Origin of the sequence: Paenibacillus sp. VTT E-133291 (assembly GCF_002264395.1) — a bacterium.
In the GTDB taxonomy this organism is placed as follows: domain Bacteria; phylum Bacillota; class Bacilli; order Paenibacillales; family Paenibacillaceae; genus Paenibacillus_AQ; species Paenibacillus_AQ nitricinens.
In genome coordinates, this window is the sequence record NZ_NFVA01000021.1 from 37,852 (window position 1) to 54,586 (window position 16,735).

The following is a 16,735-nucleotide window of genomic DNA, read 5'->3' on the forward strand; positions in this document are numbered from 1 at the left end:
TGGTACATTAGACAAGGATGTCAAAGGGTTAATTTTTTGTAACCTTTTTGAGGGTCCATTAGAAGCAGGAATTTAGAACTAGGATAAGCAGAAACATTCATGGTCGTAATCTATATAATCGAGATCGTACAACTAGCTTGGCCGTTCATATCAGATGACAGAGCGGACTGAAAGGGAGAGTTTCATGAAGGGATTTAAGTTCATGCGCCGGATGGGGAAACTGCGGGATATTGATACAGCAGAATCCGGAGCAGATGTTCAGCAGAGCCACAATTTCGATCACGACTCCACACACTTTCATCAAGAAAAAGGGACTCGTAGATTCCGGCGCTCTTGGATCTTGGGAGCTGTTGGCATGGTACTTCTAACCACTGTGTTAATCGGTGCAGAGAAAAAGTATGTAGCAGCCAATACCGAAACCTACTACCAAGTATTGGTGAAGGGGAAGGAGATCGGGAAGCTTAACGATCAGGCACAGCTTAACCAGCTGTATGATAAGAAGCAACAGGAATATCAGGATAAGTATCCGGCTTCAACGATGGTGCTTCAGACAGAAGGCATTACAATTAAACAGGAGAAAGCGTACAAGCCGGAAGTTGATAGTGAAGCAACGCTTAATAAGTTAGATGGTATGCTGAAGGCCTACGCTGTAGGTGTGGAATTAATGGTAGATGGCAAAGCCGTTGGCATTGTTAAGGATCAAGAGACCGCAAATGCGGTACTCGAAGGGGTCAAGAATCATTATGTTCCACAAACTGAAGTAGCAACAGCGAGTAAGCTCACAAGAACGGCTGCCTCAAGCTCAAGCGCTGCGAAAGCGAAAGCTGCTAAACAAGTGGAGTCCGTTAAGATTAGTGAAGAGGTCTCTATTGTTCCTGTGAAGACAGATCCTAACAAAGTGTTGGATGTGGAGGAAGCAGTCAAGACACTTACCGAGGGTAAAGAAGCGCCACTTCTTTATACCGTTCAAGAGGGCGATACGATTTCGGGGATTGCTAAACGGTTTGAAATTACACAAAAAGAGGTCTACAGTAACAACCCGGATGTGAAAGAGCTAACGTTGAAGATTGGAGATACACTGAAGCTGAAGGTACCACAGCCAGATGTTACAGTTGTTACTGTAGAGCAAGTGTCAGAGCAGGTGGTTACTGAGCCTGAAGTGATCGTACGGAAGAGCGACCAGTTACCAGCAGGCAAAAGTAAGGTCGTTCGTCCAGGACAAACGGGCCTTAAAGAAATGCAGTACCGGTTAACAAAGAAAAACGGAATGGTCGTACAAGAAGAGTGGTTGGGTCAGACCGTTATTAAATCTTCTCTTCCTGAAGTGGTTTATCGGGGTACAAAGGTAGTTGGTGAAGGAACAGGCATGTTCAGTTGGCCAGTAAGCGGAGCAACCCTTACTAGTAGTTTCGGTGAGCGCTGGAGCCGTGCTCATAAGGGTCTAGATATGGTATCTGGCAACCGGAACATTAAAGCCTCTGATGCCGGAACTGTAATCTTTGCTGGTGTGAAGAGTGGATATGGAAATGTGGTTATTGTGGATCACCGTAACGGATACGAAACCTATTATGGCCACTTAAACAGCATCTCCGTTTCTACGGGACAGCGTTTGGAGCAAGGCGCCAAAATTGGTGTAATGGGCAATACTGGACGCTCGACAGGAACACATCTGCATTTTGAGATTCGGAAGAATGGCACTGCAGTAAATCCAATGAAGTATTTGCGATAATTCATACATTAACCTCAACTGCTCGATTAAACTCGAGCGGTTTTATTTTTTTTAAATATAGGAATGACGATATAGCTGTTTCATTTTGCTGGGGAAGCCGATTCCTTATTTCGTAGGATGTGACGTTAAGACAGGTATGTTAAAATAAAGGAATGATCTTTAAGTAGGGATAGGAAGGTGAAGCTGAGACATGCAGATGGGAACGATTCTGGTAGTAGACGATGAACAGCCTATTGCTGATATATTGAAGTTTAATCTAGAAAAAGAAGGCTACGAGGTTATTTGTGCTTTTGATGGTAACAGTGCAGTAGAATTGGCATTGTCCAAAAAGCCTGATCTAATGCTGCTTGATCTTATGCTGCCTGGTAAGGACGGGATGGATGTTTGTCGTGAGGTTCGTTCTGCACATTTGGATATTCCTATCATTATGCTTACTGCCAAAGACGGAGAGATTGATAAGGTGCTTGGTCTAGAGCTTGGTGCGGATGACTATGTGACCAAACCTTTTAGTACACGTGAGCTACTCGCCAGAGTGAAAGCCCAAATGCGGAGACAGCACAAACCGTCACCGCCGGGAACGGCGAATGAACCTGCAGAGACTAGACAGGGTATTTACCATTTTGATCTATTTATTGATACAGATATGTATCTGGTATATAAGGGTGGGGAGCCGCTTGATTTGACCCATCGTGAATATGAGTTGCTCTACTATATGATTAAACATGCGGGTAAGGTAATGACCCGGGAGCATTTACTGCAGGCCGTGTGGGGATTCGAGTATTTCGGCGATGTGCGGACCGTAGACGTGACGATCCGTCGTTTAAGAGAGAAAATTGAGGAGAATCCCAGCAAGCCGGAATATATTTATACTCGGCGCGGACTTGGCTATTTGATGCATAGCCCTAAAAGCGGAGGATTGTGATGAAATGGTGGTCCTTTTTCCGGACAATTCAGGCCAAGCTTATTATTATTTATGTGCTGCTGATTCTGATAGCTATGCAGTTAATTGGAGTCTATTTTGTCAGTTCGATGAAGAACTCGTTAACGGATAACTTCACGAAGGATCTTAAAGCACGTGCGGAGATGCTGTCCATCCTGACTGCTGATAAATTTGGCAGTGAAGCTGGCACCGCGGACGAGGAAACGGCAGTAGAAAGTCTGCGCGGTATGGTTAATAATCTTTACATTAACGGGGCTGAAATTCAAGTGCTTGATGCCAGCGGCAAAATCATTACCACATCCGTGCCCTCGCAAAATGACTATGTCGGACAGCGCAATACTCAGACCGTAGTCAATCGCGCCTTGCAGGGGATCAGCGATAATGAAGAATATATTATTGCCGATGATAATGTTCGAAAAAAGGTTGTGGCCAAGCCGGTACTTTCCGGTGACAAGGTAGTAGGTGCAATCTATATTGCTGCTGACATGAAGGATTTATATGCGACTATGGGCAGGATCAACAGTGTATTCATCTCTGGTTTGCTGTTAGCCTTGGGACTGACGGTTGTCCTATGTGTTATTCTTGCACACACCATTACGCAGCCGATTAAAGAAATGACTAGGCATGCAACAGCTGTTGCTGAGGGTCGGTTCAATCGAAAAATGCCCGTACTCGGCAACGATGAAATTGGACAACTCAGTCAGGCATTCAATTATATGACCGGCAGATTGCGTGAGGCGCTCTCTCAGAATGAGGAAGAGAAAGAGAAGCTTACCTCTATTCTGACGAATATGAGCGACGGTGTGGTAGCCACGGATGAGAATGGTGTAGTCATTCTTATGAACCTTCGAGCAGCACTTATGCTGGGAACAGAAGGTCCGTTGCCGGAAGGTGCCCCCCTGGATAAATTGCTAGGTCTTGATTATGAGCAGAGCGGTTCCTTGGCTAAAGGCAATGCCCAGTCTGCAATGCTGCATCTTACACATATGGGTGGAGAAGATTCTAATATCGTGAGAGTTACGTTTACTCCGATTCATCGCCGTGAAGGCGGCATTGCCGGTACGATTGCTGTACTGCAGGATGTAACTGAGCAAGAGAACCTGGAGGAATCACGCCGAGAGTTCGTTGCGAACGTTTCGCATGAGCTAAGAACGCCACTTACAACGATTAAGAGCTATGTGGAGGCACTTGATGATGGAGCGCTTGAGGATCCGCAGTTAGCGGTTCGTTTTGTTGGGGTTATTCGTAACGAAACCGAGCGTATGATTCGTCTGGTTACAGATCTACTGCATCTTTCGCGTCTGGATTCCAAGGAGGCACTTCTCAGAATTCAGCAGACGGATATTACAGAGATGCTGGAGGATGTAGCAGACCGCTTTTCTTTTCAGATTCGGCAGAAGCGGATCGACATTAGTACAAGGGTCCGTAGGGATGTCAGCACAGCATGGCTCGATCGTGATCAAATTGATCAGGTCTTGGGGAATTTGGTCTCCAATGCATTAAAATATACGCCAGAAGGCGGTACGATTGAATTGGAAGCCATGAAAAGTGAGGATGGAATGCTCTCCATTTCTGTACGTGATTCCGGGATTGGTATTCCGAAAAAAGACATCGAGCGGATCTTTGAACGGTTTTATCGGGTGGATAAGGCGCGCTCACGGAATATGGGAGGCACCGGACTTGGCCTTTCCATTGCCCGGGAAATTGTGAAAGCCCATGGAGGCTCTATTTCCCTGCAATCCGAGCTTAATGAAGGCTCTAAGGTAACCTTTACGCTACCTCTGAATGCGCAAAGGGGGAGTGAGACATGAAGGAGAGATTGAAGTCATGGATTCTAGCCTTGCTCGTGCTGGGAAGCCTTGTTGAGAGTTACTATTTGATTTACCGCTTGCCTGGTGCAGACTCTGCGGTACTCTCCGAGAATCTATATGTGAAGACAGACAATATGGGACCGGAGGAAAAGGTCGAGAACCTGCTGTACCCTGATAAAATGATCATCCATATGGGCGAAAACAAGCATACGCTTTTTTATCCAGACTCAACGTTCTATAGCTTGATTATGAATCGGCTAAAAGGGCGTGGATTTGAAAGCTTCCAGCGGCACTCGGTACAGGATTATGACTGGGATAAGATTCGCAATGAGAATCCGGGGATTGAGCTTTCGTTCGGATCCGGCATTCCGGTAACGTTACTTCAGCGGGTTATGCAGCTGTCACCTGATTCCCTATTTGAAGGAGAAAGCATCGATCGCATTTGGATCTATAACATTAAGAATGATTCCAAAGCGCATGCCATTTTCTTCAGCACGAGAGGCGACATTATATATGAAGCAGCAAAAGCGGATTTAACTGTGCAAGACGTGCAGCAGCATGTGGATTTCGGCAAGAATTGGACGCCTTACAAGTCCGTAGATGGTGATTATTATGTGCCAGACAGCAAGATTTCTCTGGTTCAGGTTGAGATGCCCTCAGGCATGTATACCATAGAACAGATGCAGAACAATCTTTTCTTCGATGTTGGAAGCACTAGATATATTCGCGAGAAAAATGGCTCGGAGATTTATACGGATAGCAAACGGAGTCTTCAGGTCGATAAGGAACGGAATTGGATGAGCTATAGCGATCCTGCCGCGCTTCCAGCCGGAGACAGTACACCTGCCAAGGATGCGCTTGAAGCTGTAGAATTTGTGAACCAACATGGTGGATGGAATGGAACCTATCGTCTTGAAGCCACAGAGGAGGGGAGACAGGAGAGAAAGGTCTCTTTTCAACAATATTATGGCTCCTATCCATATGGTTCCTATCCGATCATGAGTAATTCGCAGCTGCAGTATGGTGTAATTAATCTGGAATTGCAGCAAGGCACCGTATCCTCTTACGAACGCTCGTTAATCTATATTGATGAGAGTAAAGCAGTGAAGAAAATCGTAGAGCTGTCTGGAGGCGTGGAGCTAGAGAATCAATTGTCTGCGGTTAGTAAAACTTCGGCAGTGAAGGATTTAACGCCTGCGTATGTACCTGTAGTGAAAGAAGAAAAGCTGCAACTACTTCCAGTCTGGAAGGTTACACTTATTGACGGCAGCGTTCTTACATTAAATTAATGTACAAGTTGTTCATATAACATTTAGGAGGTAAGGGTATGGATTGGGGAAGAGCCAAAAATGTACTAATTTGCGCCTTTTTAGGTCTAAATCTGCTGCTATGTTATCAGCTGTGGATTGATTTGCGCGATCAGGTTAGTGCCAATCTCGATTTCACTTCCCTGTCCGAAGAAACCCAGGCGGTCATGGAGCAGAAAGGGATTCGTGTGTTGTGTCCCATTCCGGCTTCTACCCCGCAGCTTCCTAATATCACTTATCGATATTCTGCTGAAGAGCAGAATGAACCACCCATTAAATTAGATGTTCCTATAGATAGCAAGCTGATCTATTCTTCCTTCACCGAGCTTAGCAAGGCGCTTGAGAGTCAAATACCGGATATCGCAAATTATCGTTTTGATTCTCAAGAAAGTGAAGTTGGGAAGTTCGTGCTTCACCCGCTAGTTCAGAATCAGTGGTCGCTATTCCGAGTTAGGTTAGAGTTGATTAATAGTGATCAGAAGATTGTAGCTTTCCGCTCACCTAAGATTGAGATAGGGGCAAGCAGTAGCGATAAGGAACAGAAGGTACTGCCGGCATCGCAAGCGCTTAGCAGTTTGATTGAAAAATATTTTCCGGCAGACTCCGTAGTGAAGGAGATTGAGCTTGGTTATTATGGTGAGTTGTTCAACTCCGAAAGTCAGGTAGCGTCACCGATGTGGCGGTTCATGCTGGAGAACGGCAATGCCTATTATGTGGATGCTATAAGTGCGGACATCATCAGTCCGAAGACAACAGATTAGAAGGAGTAAGGAAAATGGGGATTTCATTTACAGTACTGTCCAGTGGTTCTACCGGAAATGTAACGGTGGTACGGAACGGGGAGACAACACTTATGATTGACGCGGGACTAAGTGCCAAGCGGATCGATGAGCTGTTGGCCATGCGCGAGCTAACGGGTAATGAGATAGACGGGATTCTAGTCACACACGAGCATTCCGATCATATTAAAGGACTCGGGGCAATGGCCCGTAAATACGATCTTCCGATTTATGCGAACACCAATACCTGGGGAGCCATTGAAAAAGGCATTGGAAAAATACCCGACTATAACCGAATCATTATGGAATCGGGACAGCATAGGGATTTTGGCAGTATGCGTGTAGAATCGTTTGCAATTTCTCATGATGCGGCGGAGCCGGTGGGCTACAATTTTTATGATGGAAAAGAAAAGCTGTGTGTAGCTACAGACCTGGGGTATGTTAGCGACAAGGTAAGAGATGCGATTTCAGAGGCGGACGTATTGGTGCTGGAGGCGAATCATGATATTGAAATGCTGAGGATGGGACGTTATCCGTGGAATACGAAACGACGTATACTTGGCGACATGGGTCACCTTTCTAATGAAGCAGCCGGAGCGGCACTAAGTGAAATTCTCACAGGACGGACTAAACGTACCTATTTAGCGCATTTAAGCCGGGATCATAATATGATGGATTTGGCCAAAATGTCGGTGCGTTGCGCAATGGAGGATCGGGGCTGTTTCTTTAAAGATAGTGAGTTTAAGCTTTGCGATACCTATTATGACCAACCTACGCCATGGGATAAGTTGAGCCAGTTGTCATAAGCTGATCAAGCTCGGCAGTCTTTCGTTGTAATTCTTGGCGGGAGATCAGGCCTTTATCGATCATCAATTCGATCATTGCACTGAAGGCAAGGGTCATATGGTAATGTTCATCCTTTAAATCACCAAGCTTACCGATAAACTCGACCAGATCCATACTTGTGGAAAAAGAATTCATAATTATACCTCCTTATATAGGATAAGCAGAACTGGAGTTGTAAAAAATTCGCAGGCTTTTTACCTCAGGAAAATCACGAATTGACGGTTGCCTGTGATACAATTATAGACGTGATAAGCAAACTCTAAATTTAAGGAACCTTTCTATTAGTGTAGTCTTTTAAGTTACAAAATATTCCTAGTAGAGAAGATATATTGAAAGATTCTAAAATTCTTTCGATTAACTGAAACTATTGTGTGGTTAATGGATAAAGTGAAACTTTTTAGTGATTGTTGGAGTCTAAAGGATGCAGAGGTATATGCTTGGAACGTGATTGCTAGAGGTTCAGGTTTTAAATACTGTGAACGGTTGGCAATAGAAGGGGGAGATTTTCGGTGGGATTGTTTGATGACGATTTCTATTCAACTAAAGTATCACGGTCCAGAGGGGATGAAGCATCAAAGGGATCATTTGCTAACCGCAAGCATTCTGTGCGAAGATCGCGCAAGGGCTTAGCTACTTGGCAAATATCCGCCGTCTGCTCCTTAATCAGTGCTGTGGTGGCAGTGTTTTTATTCAGTATGCTTACTGGACAAATGAGTCACGAAACTACCCCGAATTCGGTAGTAACAACTGGGGAGGTTGCCCCAAGCAGTGATCCGTTTGACCGTATCATTCAAGCCGCTGCTAGAGTCCGTCCTGCAGTAGTAAGTATTATCAATCATAAAGAAGATAATAAAGAATTGAACATTCTGGATGAGTCAGCATTAGGCTCTGGAGTGATTTATAAAAAGGTAGATAATAAGGCATTTATCATTACTAATAACCATGTCATCGAAGACTCTAGCAATCTTGAAGTCGTAACAGTAGATGGCGAGACACGTAAAGCTACACTCGTTGGAACGGATAAAGTGAGTGACATTGCGGTGCTTTCAATTGACGCCAAGGGTATCAATACAATCGCAGAGCTCGGAGATTCCTCGAAGCTTCGTCTAGGTGAAACGGTCATTGCCATCGGAAACCCGTTAGGACTTGGTGACACATTAACTTCAGGTATTGTTAGCTACACTGAACGGAAGGTTCCCGTATCCTTGAATCAGGATGGCGTATATGATTGGGAGCAAGAGGTCATTCAGACCGATGCGGCAATCAATGAAGGCAATAGCGGCGGAGCGCTTGTGGATTTGGATGGTAAGGTGATCGGTATTAACACGATGAAAATCTCCGATACAGGTGTAGAAGGGCTGGGTTTTGCTATTCCAGCTAACCATGTGATAGACACCGCTAATGAACTGGCTGAGAAAGGACGGATTGCTCGTTCCTACTTAGGCGTATATTCGGTAGATTTAAACAATCCTTACGTTCCTCTCGCAGAGGACCAACGCAAGGAACTGAACCTACCGAACAATGTTAAGGATGGGGTTGTCGTTCTGGATGCTGTTGGACCTGCACAGGAAGCGGGAATACAGTTCAATGATGTGATTACGAAATTTAATGATCAACCTATTACATCTACGCTTTCCCTTCGCAAGTATTTATATAATCAGACGAAGATTGGTGAGGATCTGAAGATTACCTATTACCGAAATGGGAAAGTCAATCAAGCCACAGTTAAACTTCTTGAAAAACCAGAGGAATAATATGCTGGAAGTCGGCATATAATGATATAGCAGTAATGACAAGTAGAGCGGACTACCCCTTCAGTTGAGAAGGTAGAGCTTCCTGAAATAGCGATACTCTGTATCGCTATCGGGGATCTGTTTCTTCTAAATTTTTGATAAATATGGCAATTATAAGCTGATTTAATGAATTTTGGGCTGACTGGCAACCCTTACATTGGAAGGTAATACTTATTAGGGTAGAAACGGATATATACGGATGCCAGCTTGCCTTTGCTAATCAGGTGTGGTAATATGATATCAATCATACATTTAGTCCCTAATTTTCGCATTGAAAAGGGCTGTTATATTCGGAAATACAACCTTTTTCAATGTGTGAATTTTTTCTTTGTTTGAAGATAAAAAGAACATATTAATTTAAATTTGTGGAGGTAACACACATGCAAACAGGTACAGTTAAATGGTTCAACGCAGAAAAAGGATTCGGTTTTATCGAAGTTGAAGGCGGAAGCGACGTATTCGTTCACTTCAGCGCAATCACTGGCGACGGCTTCAAAACTTTGGACGAAGGCCAACGCGTTGAATTCAACGTTGTTCAAGGCAACCGTGGACCACAAGCCGAAAACGTTGTAAAACTGTAATAATAGAAGAAACCGTCCCAGCTTGTGAAAGTTGGGACGGTCTTTTTATATCTAGTTAGTCACTATTGACTTACAGGATGGGAGGAACGGCAATGAACTACCGGAAGAAACCTTTGGAAGAAATACCGGAAGAAAATACCGCGATTTGGGCGTGTACCAATGATGGATGCAACGGATGGATGAGGGATAATTTCGCATTTGAACATGCGCCTTCTTGCCGTCTATGTGACTCTCCAATGGTTCGCAGCACGAAGATGCTACCACAATTGCTTAATTCGAATGGCGATCTCAAATCGCTGAAGAAGGGTATTTCCATTACCTAACCAATGCCTTTATGAGTCAAGCTTGTTATAGAGCAGTGAACAACTTCAAGACGGTCAAACCGTCTTATTTTTTTTGCTTTTTTTAAGGTAAATTGTGATTTTTGTCACAAATCATTTGAATTTTACCGTTAATAGTACCCCTTTGTGTGACATATATCACAAAATAACGTCTAAATTTTTGACACAATATAATTAACGAAAAGGGGAGAAGGAAGGGACAAATATGGATACAGTAATGCTGTCGCGTATACAATTTGCGTCGACGACAATATTCCACTATTTCTTTGTACCGGTATCAATCGGACTAGCGCTCTTGATTGCGATTATGGAGACCATGTACGTTAGAAAAGGCAATGAAGAGTACAAAAGAATGGCGCAGTTCTGGGGAAAGCTGTTTCTCATCAACTTTGCAGTAGGGGTAGTTACAGGGATTTTGCAGGAATTTCAGTTCGGCATGAACTGGTCTGATTATTCACGTTTTGTGGGTGATGTATTCGGGGCTCCGCTTGCAGTTGAAGCATTGGCAGCCTTTTTTCTGGAGTCTACTTTTATTGGAATCTGGATATTCGGCTGGGACAAAGTGTCCAAGAGAGTGCACCTATTGTCCATCTGGCTGGTAGCATTCGGAACGATGTTATCTGCTTTCTGGATCCTAGCAGCGAACTCTTTTATGCAGCATCCTGTGGGTTTTGCGATTAATAATGGACGTGCAGAAATGAATGATTTCTTCGCGCTGATTACGAACGGACAATTGCTGGTTGAATTCCCGCACACGGTTCTTGCTGCGTATGCAACAGGCGCCTTCCTCGTAACGGGGATTAGTGCGTACAAGATATTGAAGAAACAAGATGTATCTTTTTTTAAGAAATCTTTTCAAATTGCAGCGATCGTAGGGATCATTTCTTCGATTGGTGTAGCAGTGGCAGGTCATGCGCAAGCACAGTATTTGGTTGAAACTCAACCTATGAAGATGGCGGCTTCCGAAGGACTGTGGGGTAAGAGTGGTGACCCAGCACCTTGGACCGTATGGGCAAATATTGATCCTGAGAAGCAAGAAAGTACAGGTGAATTTCAAATTCCGTACATGCTGAGCTTCCTTTCATACAGTAAATTTTCCGGTGAAGTTAAAGGTATGCTTGAGCTGCAGGCTGAGTATGAGCAAACCTATGGCCCCGGTGACTATATTCCACCTGTACGTACGACATTCTGGAGTTTCCGGATCATGGTTCTAGCAGGAACGTTAATGATTGTACTGGGTATGTACGCAATGTATTTAATGTGGCGCAAAAAGATGGACCGTCCTAACACTTGGTTTATGCGGTTTATGTTATGGGGACTATTGCTTCCTCCAATCGCGAATACAGCGGGGTGGGTCATGACCGAATTCGGGCGTCAGCCATGGACGGTATTCGGACTGATGACAACGGAAGACAGTGTGTCACCTAATATTACGAGTGGTCAGGTTCTATTCTCTGTTATTTCTTTTACAGCGATTTACGCCATTCTCGGATTAGTTCTGATTGGTTTGTTTATGAAAGTGATTAAAAAAGGTCCTTATGCGATGGATAACGATCACGGGGATTCGCATGATCCATATAACGAGGAGGGCGCCCAATGATTTCTCTTAATGAATTGTGGTTTGTGCTCATTGCAGTTCTGTTTATAGGGTTCTTCTTCCTGGAGGGTTTCGATTTCGGCGTAGGGATGGAAACACAAATTCTGGCTAAAAATGATACAGAGCGTCGGATTTTGATTAACTCGATCGGACCCTTCTGGGATGGAAATGAGGTATGGCTAATTACTGCTGCGGGTGCAATGTTTGCGGCTTTCCCTGAGTGGTATGCAACATTGTTTAGTGGATTCTATATTCCTTTTGTCTTTGCTTTATTAGCTTTGATTGCACGTGGTGTTGCTTTTGAATTCAGAGGCAAACGGGATTCTGTAGCTTGGAAAAAAACTTGGGATGTGTGCATCTTTTTCGGCAGCTTCCTCCCACCGTTCCTCCTTGCTGTGGTGTTCGCCAGCTTCATCAAAGGTTTGCCGATTGATGGGGATATGCAAATGTACGCAGGTTTTACTGATATCGTAAATGTGTATACCGTAGTGGCTGGTGTGACTGTTGTTCTTCTTTGCTTGGTACATGGACTAATGTTCACTACCCTGCGTACAGTAGGTGATCTACAGGCTCGTGCTCGAAAAATGGCGCAAAGATTGCTTTTGCCACTTGGAGCTTTATTGCTTGCTTTCGTGGTAATGACTTATTATATGACTGATATTTTCGAACAACGTGGTTTAGTTCTTATGATTATAGTAGCGCTAGGAATTATCGCATTCATATTATCGGGTTATTTCATGACAAAGAAGAAGGATGGCTATGCTTTTGGCATGACAGGAGCGGTAATAGCATTGTCCGTGACTTCTATCTTTGTAGGATTGTTCCCACGTGTTATGATTAGTTCAATAGATCAAGCCTTTAATTTGACAATCACTAATGCGGCTTCCGGTCATTACTCTTTAAAGGTAATGACGATTGTGGCACTGACCATCCTTCCATTCGTATTGGGATATCAGATTTGGAGTTACTTTGTCTTTCATAAACGCGTTCACGAGAAGGAGCATCTTGAATACTGATGGATAAAAATTTGCTTGGGTATAAAGGAGTTAAGCCGGTCTTTCTGATCGTTGGTCTCCTTACCCTGGTGCAAAGCTTGTCCATACTTCTGCTGGCCAAATGGCTGGCAGAAGTTATCTCTGCGCTATTTGCGGGAGAACCTCTGAAGGAACAATGGGCTACTTCGCTATTGTTCCTTCTTGCATTTCTAGTGCGCCATGCTTGCGCCATGCTGATGAGCCGTATCTCTTACCGCTTTGCGGAAGCAACGGGCAGCAATATGCGGAGGGAAATGATGGATAAGCTCTTCCAGCTCGGACCCAGAATGGTGGGCGGGCGTGGAACCGGGGATCTTGTTACACTTGTGCTGGAAGGCGTAACAAAGTTCCGCACATATCTGGAAGCGATTATCCCTAGAATGGTAGGGATGTCAATTACACCGATTTTGGTACTTATTTATATCTACAAGATGGATACTGCGAGTGGGATTATTCTTACGATTACCATGCCAATTATTATTGTTTTTATGATTTTGATCGGGATGACCGCTCGCAAGCAGATGGACCGTCAGCTGAAATCTTATCGCACATTGTCTAATCATTTTGTGGATTCCCTCCGTGGGCTAGAGACGCTGAAATTTCTGGGCCGCAGTCGTAGTCATAGCAAGAGTATTGCTACGGTCAGCGATCGATATCGCTCGGCGACGATGCGAACCCTGCGAGTAGCCTTTTTGTCCTCGTTTGCTCTGGACTTCTTTACAATGTTATCGGTTGCTTCCGTAGCGGTAAGTCTTGGGTTGCGGCTGGTGAACGATCAGATGACTCTTGTTACGGGCTTAACCATTCTGATCTTGGCGCCGGAATATTTCCTGCCTGTCAGACTGGTAGGTTCAGATTTCCATGCTACTTTGGATGGGAAGGAAGCCGCTGAAGCAATGAAGAGTATCATAGACCAGGAAGAAGTGAAGGCTGAAGTAATAGGTTCAAACGGTAATCAAACCTTGGATTCAGTATCAAAAACATCCGAAGAGATATTCACTTGGCATGAGAATAGCGTGCTCACATTAAAGGAAGTCAGTGTGAAATATGAGGAAGCGGGCCTTTCTTCGCTGGAAGCGGTGAACCTGCAATTTAAAGGAGCAAGTAAAATTGGGATTATCGGAGAGAGTGGGGCCGGTAAATCTACACTAGTCGATATCTTGGGTGGTTTCTTACACCCTACTTCAGGAAGTATCACAGTAAACGGTACAAAGGTTAGCGCATTAACGGATGAGGCTTGGCGAAAGCAGACCTCGTATATCCCGCAGCGCCCTTATATTTTTAGCGGTACATTGGCTGATAATATTCGCTTCTATTACCCTGAAGCTTCTATGGAAGCTGTGGCTGCAGCTGTGAAAGCTACCGGATTATCAGAGCTGGTGGCAACCCTTCCGAATGGTCTGGATGAGATGATCGGCGGCGGGGGTCGTTCGTTCAGTGGTGGGCAGGAGCAGCGTGTAGCCTTAGCCCGGGCCTTACTCAGCAGTCGTCCGATTATGTTATTAGACGAGCCAACGGCACATCTGGATATTGAAACCGAATATGAGCTGAAGGAGACGATGGTGCCTCTTTTTGAAGGAAAGCTGGTCTTCCTGGCTACACATCGCCTGCACTGGATGCTTGATATGGACATGATTGTAGTAATGAAGCAAGGACAAGTGGCAGAAATCGGTACCCATCAGGAGTTGCTTGCCCGCAAGGGTGCGTATTATGAATTGATTGGGTCGCAATTGGAGGGAATCCATTGAAACGTGAAGGATGGTTTGCTCCGTATGTATCGTCGTATTTTTGGCGTTTTGTGCTTATTATTGCGCTTGGGGCGTTGACGATTTTTACCGCCTCATCATTAATGTATACTTCAGGATTTCTGATCTCAAAAGCATCTACACCGGTTGAAAATATTCTAATGATCTATGTACCGATTGTGGGTGTGCGTACGTTCGGGACGAGTCGGGCTGTAATTCATTATGTGGAACGCCTAGTTGGGCATGACACGATTTTGCGAATTCTATCTAAGATGCGTGTGCGTTTGTACAATATTTTGGAGCCACAGGCTTTGTTCCTGTCGTCACGCTTCCGCACTGGGGATATTCTCGGGATGCTTGCGGATGACATTGAATATTTGCAAAATGTATATCTGCGCACCGTGTTTCCAAGCATCATTGCTTTGCTGATTTATGGAGCAGCTGTGATTGCACTGGGTACTTTTGATATCGCTTTTGCGTTATTGATGGCTCTGTATATATTGGTGTTAGTGGTGGTGCTACCGTTCTTATCTTTGTTGTTCACACAGAAGCGCCAACGTGAAGTGAAAGTAGAGCGTAATCGTCTCTATCAAAAGCTGACTGACGCCGTGCTTGGCATGGGTGATTGGGTCATTAGTGGACGGCAAAGCCAGTTCGTAGAGACGTATGAAGCAGATGAGAGAAAAGTGGCTCAAACCGATGCAGCGTTACGCAGTTGGGCACGTCTTCGCACATTCATTGGGCAAGCGGTAATTGGGGTTGGTGTGCTTTCAATGCTGTATTGGGCTGCTGGAGAATTTGCGGATGGTGCGATTGCGGGTACGTTGATTGCGGCGTTCGTATTGGTTGTTTTTCCTGTTGCAGATGCCTTTCTGCCAGTGTCCGAAGCGGTGGAGAAAATCCCACAGTACCGTAACTCCTTGGAGCGGTTGTCTGGTGTAGATGGACATGGGCAGAACATCGTGTCTAAAAAAGCATCTGTATCTGTAGTCGATGCTCTACCTCATGCGATGAAGAGTACTCACATCAGGCTCGAAAAGGTAGGTTACCATTATGGATCAGCGGATAACTGGTCGGTTCGCGATCTCAGCCTCGATATTCCACAAGGTAAAAAGATTGCGATCATCGGCCGAAGTGGTGCGGGTAAATCGACGTTATTGAAGGCGATTCAAGGTGTTATTGAACCCTCAGCAGGCTCGGTTATGATTAATGGTCTCGCTGCTGCGGCTTATGGTGAACATATTCCTTCTATTATTGCGGTGTTAAATCAGAGCCCCCACTTATTCGATACTACGGTAGCGAACAATATTCGTATGGGTGATCCGAAGGCTTCCGAACAAGCGATCAAGGAAGCTGGAGCATTAGCGAAAATGGATACGTTGATCTCCTCGTTGCCAGATGGATATGATACCTTTGTCCGTGAAGCGGGGCAACGTTTCTCGGGTGGGGAGCGCCAGCGGATAGCGTTAGCTCGTATTTTGCTGCAAAATACACCTGTCGTCATTCTCGACGAACCGACTGTAGGGCTGGACCCGCGGACGGAACGTGATCTTTTGAAGACAATGTTCGAAGCCATGAAGGGTAAGTCACTAATTTGGGTAACGCATCATTTGGTCGGTGCGGAGCAGATGGATGAAGTGATTTTTATGGAAAACGGCTCGGTAGAAATGCGTGGAACCCATGCGGAACTGATGAAAAAAGAACCACGTTACCGCAGATTGTATGAGCTGGATCGTCCGATGGAGTTTATAGGGTAGGATGGGGAGTTTTGAGATAATATGATATATAAAATAGAGAGGTATGCGTGTAGAGATTCCTTTTGCCCATTGGGGTGAGAGGAATCTTTTTTTGTAGGAGGGCAAGAATATAGACAATGGATGAACAGATCGCTGGAATCGGCAGATAGGAGTTCCTTTTTCGTGGGAAGTATGGTAGAACAATAGAAGGAGTATTAGGCCGTAGCGGCACAGAAAGGGATGCTTGGTTGAATGTATGTAGTATGTAAAGAACATGTAGAATTAGCCATCGACAAATTTGTGGACGAGTATGAGGATGCACCAGATATTGTGGACTTGAAGGAGACCGAGTTCTCGGACTGGGACCCGCCGGCCAAATGTGTGGAATGTGAGAAGAATGCGGAATATTTGGTGGTCTAAAGACCGTTAAGACTTATAAAAAACACCTTGCAGTCCCGTAATGGGCTGTAAGGTGTTTTTGCGTTTAATACTGTAT

At 44.8% G+C, this 16,735-nt stretch carries 15 protein-coding genes; 14 read left to right on the top strand and 1 reads right to left on the bottom strand.

All coding sequences use genetic code 11. The annotated features are described in order from the left end of the window. The first annotated feature begins 184 nt into the window (after window positions 1-184). The 6 genes from CA598_RS11355 to CA598_RS11380 all read left to right on the top strand — a co-directional run bounded on the left by CA598_RS11355 (window position 185) and on the right by CA598_RS11380 (window position 7,372). The gene (locus tag CA598_RS11355; protein ID WP_094876556.1) at window positions 185-1,729 is read left to right on the top strand and encodes a M23 family metallopeptidase; all 1,545 of its coding nucleotides are present in this window, start codon (window positions 185-187) and stop codon (window positions 1,727-1,729) included. 190 nt (window positions 1,730-1,919) lie between these two features. Further along, window positions 1,920-2,651 carry a response regulator YycF gene (gene yycF, locus CA598_RS11360; RefSeq protein WP_094869741.1) on the top strand — a complete coding sequence of 244 codons (732 nt, stop codon included), beginning with the start codon at window positions 1,920-1,922 and terminating at the stop codon, window positions 2,649-2,651. After that, window positions 2,651-4,480 (top strand): cell wall metabolism sensor histidine kinase WalK, encoded by a 1,830-nt coding sequence (gene walK / locus CA598_RS11365; RefSeq protein WP_094869742.1) that lies wholly within the window; start codon window positions 2,651-2,653, stop codon window positions 4,478-4,480. Before yycF ends, walK begins: the two co-directional genes overlap by 1 nt. Continuing rightward, entirely contained in the window at window positions 4,477-5,769 is a 1,293-nt protein-coding gene (locus CA598_RS11370; RefSeq protein WP_094876557.1) for a YycH family regulatory protein, read from the top strand. Before walK ends, CA598_RS11370 begins: the two co-directional genes overlap by 4 nt. Window positions 5,770-5,807: 38 nt before the next feature. Further along, window positions 5,808-6,548, top strand: a complete 741-nt coding sequence (gene yycI, locus CA598_RS11375; protein ID WP_094869744.1) for a two-component system regulatory protein YycI — start codon at window positions 5,808-5,810, stop codon at window positions 6,546-6,548. Window positions 6,549-6,562: 14 nt separating this feature from the next. After that, window positions 6,563-7,372: an MBL fold metallo-hydrolase gene (locus CA598_RS11380; protein WP_094869745.1), complete on the top strand. Its 810-nt coding sequence runs from the start codon at window positions 6,563-6,565 to the stop codon at window positions 7,370-7,372. Here CA598_RS11380 and CA598_RS11385 read toward each other — a convergent pair. Continuing rightward, window positions 7,338-7,547 carry a hypothetical protein gene (locus CA598_RS11385; protein WP_094869746.1) on the bottom strand — a complete coding sequence of 70 codons (210 nt, stop codon included), beginning with the start codon at window positions 7,545-7,547 and terminating at the stop codon, window positions 7,338-7,340. The genes CA598_RS11380 and CA598_RS11385 overlap by 35 nt on opposite strands. Before the next feature lie 374 nt (window positions 7,548-7,921). On the opposite strand from CA598_RS11385, the gene CA598_RS11390 reads away from it, so the two are divergent. From CA598_RS11390 to CA598_RS11425, 8 genes are all read left to right on the top strand, one after another. Beyond that, window positions 7,922-9,166 carry a S1C family serine protease gene (locus tag CA598_RS11390; RefSeq protein WP_094876558.1) on the top strand — a complete coding sequence of 415 codons (1,245 nt, stop codon included), beginning with the start codon at window positions 7,922-7,924 and terminating at the stop codon, window positions 9,164-9,166. A gap of 419 nt (window positions 9,167-9,585) precedes the next feature. Further along, a complete protein-coding gene (locus CA598_RS11395) occupies window positions 9,586-9,786 on the top strand; it encodes a cold-shock protein (protein WP_019914582.1) in 201 nt (66 codons plus the stop codon). Between the two features lie 92 nt (window positions 9,787-9,878). After that, complete coding sequence (locus CA598_RS11400; RefSeq protein WP_042131698.1) at window positions 9,879-10,109, top strand: cold-shock protein; 231 nt, start codon at window positions 9,879-9,881, stop codon at window positions 10,107-10,109. Window positions 10,110-10,332: 223 nt separating this feature from the next. Beyond that, a complete protein-coding gene (locus CA598_RS11405) occupies window positions 10,333-11,727 on the top strand; it encodes a cytochrome ubiquinol oxidase subunit I (protein WP_076285054.1) in 1,395 nt (464 codons plus the stop codon). Then, the gene (gene cydB / locus CA598_RS11410; protein WP_094869748.1) at window positions 11,724-12,740 is read left to right on the top strand and encodes a cytochrome d ubiquinol oxidase subunit II; all 1,017 of its coding nucleotides are present in this window, start codon (window positions 11,724-11,726) and stop codon (window positions 12,738-12,740) included. Before CA598_RS11405 ends, cydB begins: the two co-directional genes overlap by 4 nt. Next, window positions 12,740-14,506 carry a thiol reductant ABC exporter subunit CydD gene (cydD, locus tag CA598_RS11415; RefSeq protein ID WP_094876559.1) on the top strand — a complete coding sequence of 589 codons (1,767 nt, stop codon included), beginning with the start codon at window positions 12,740-12,742 and terminating at the stop codon, window positions 14,504-14,506. The genes cydB and cydD overlap by 1 nt, the downstream gene beginning before the upstream one ends. After that, on the top strand, window positions 14,503-16,260 hold the full coding sequence (gene cydC, locus CA598_RS11420) for a thiol reductant ABC exporter subunit CydC (protein ID WP_094876560.1): 1,758 nt from the start codon (window positions 14,503-14,505) through the stop codon (window positions 16,258-16,260). Before cydD ends, cydC begins: the two co-directional genes overlap by 4 nt. A gap of 231 nt (window positions 16,261-16,491) precedes the next feature. Then, window positions 16,492-16,659, top strand: a complete 168-nt coding sequence (locus CA598_RS11425) for a CxxH/CxxC protein (protein ID WP_076301545.1) — start codon at window positions 16,492-16,494, stop codon at window positions 16,657-16,659. Window positions 16,660-16,735: the final 76 nt, after the last annotated feature.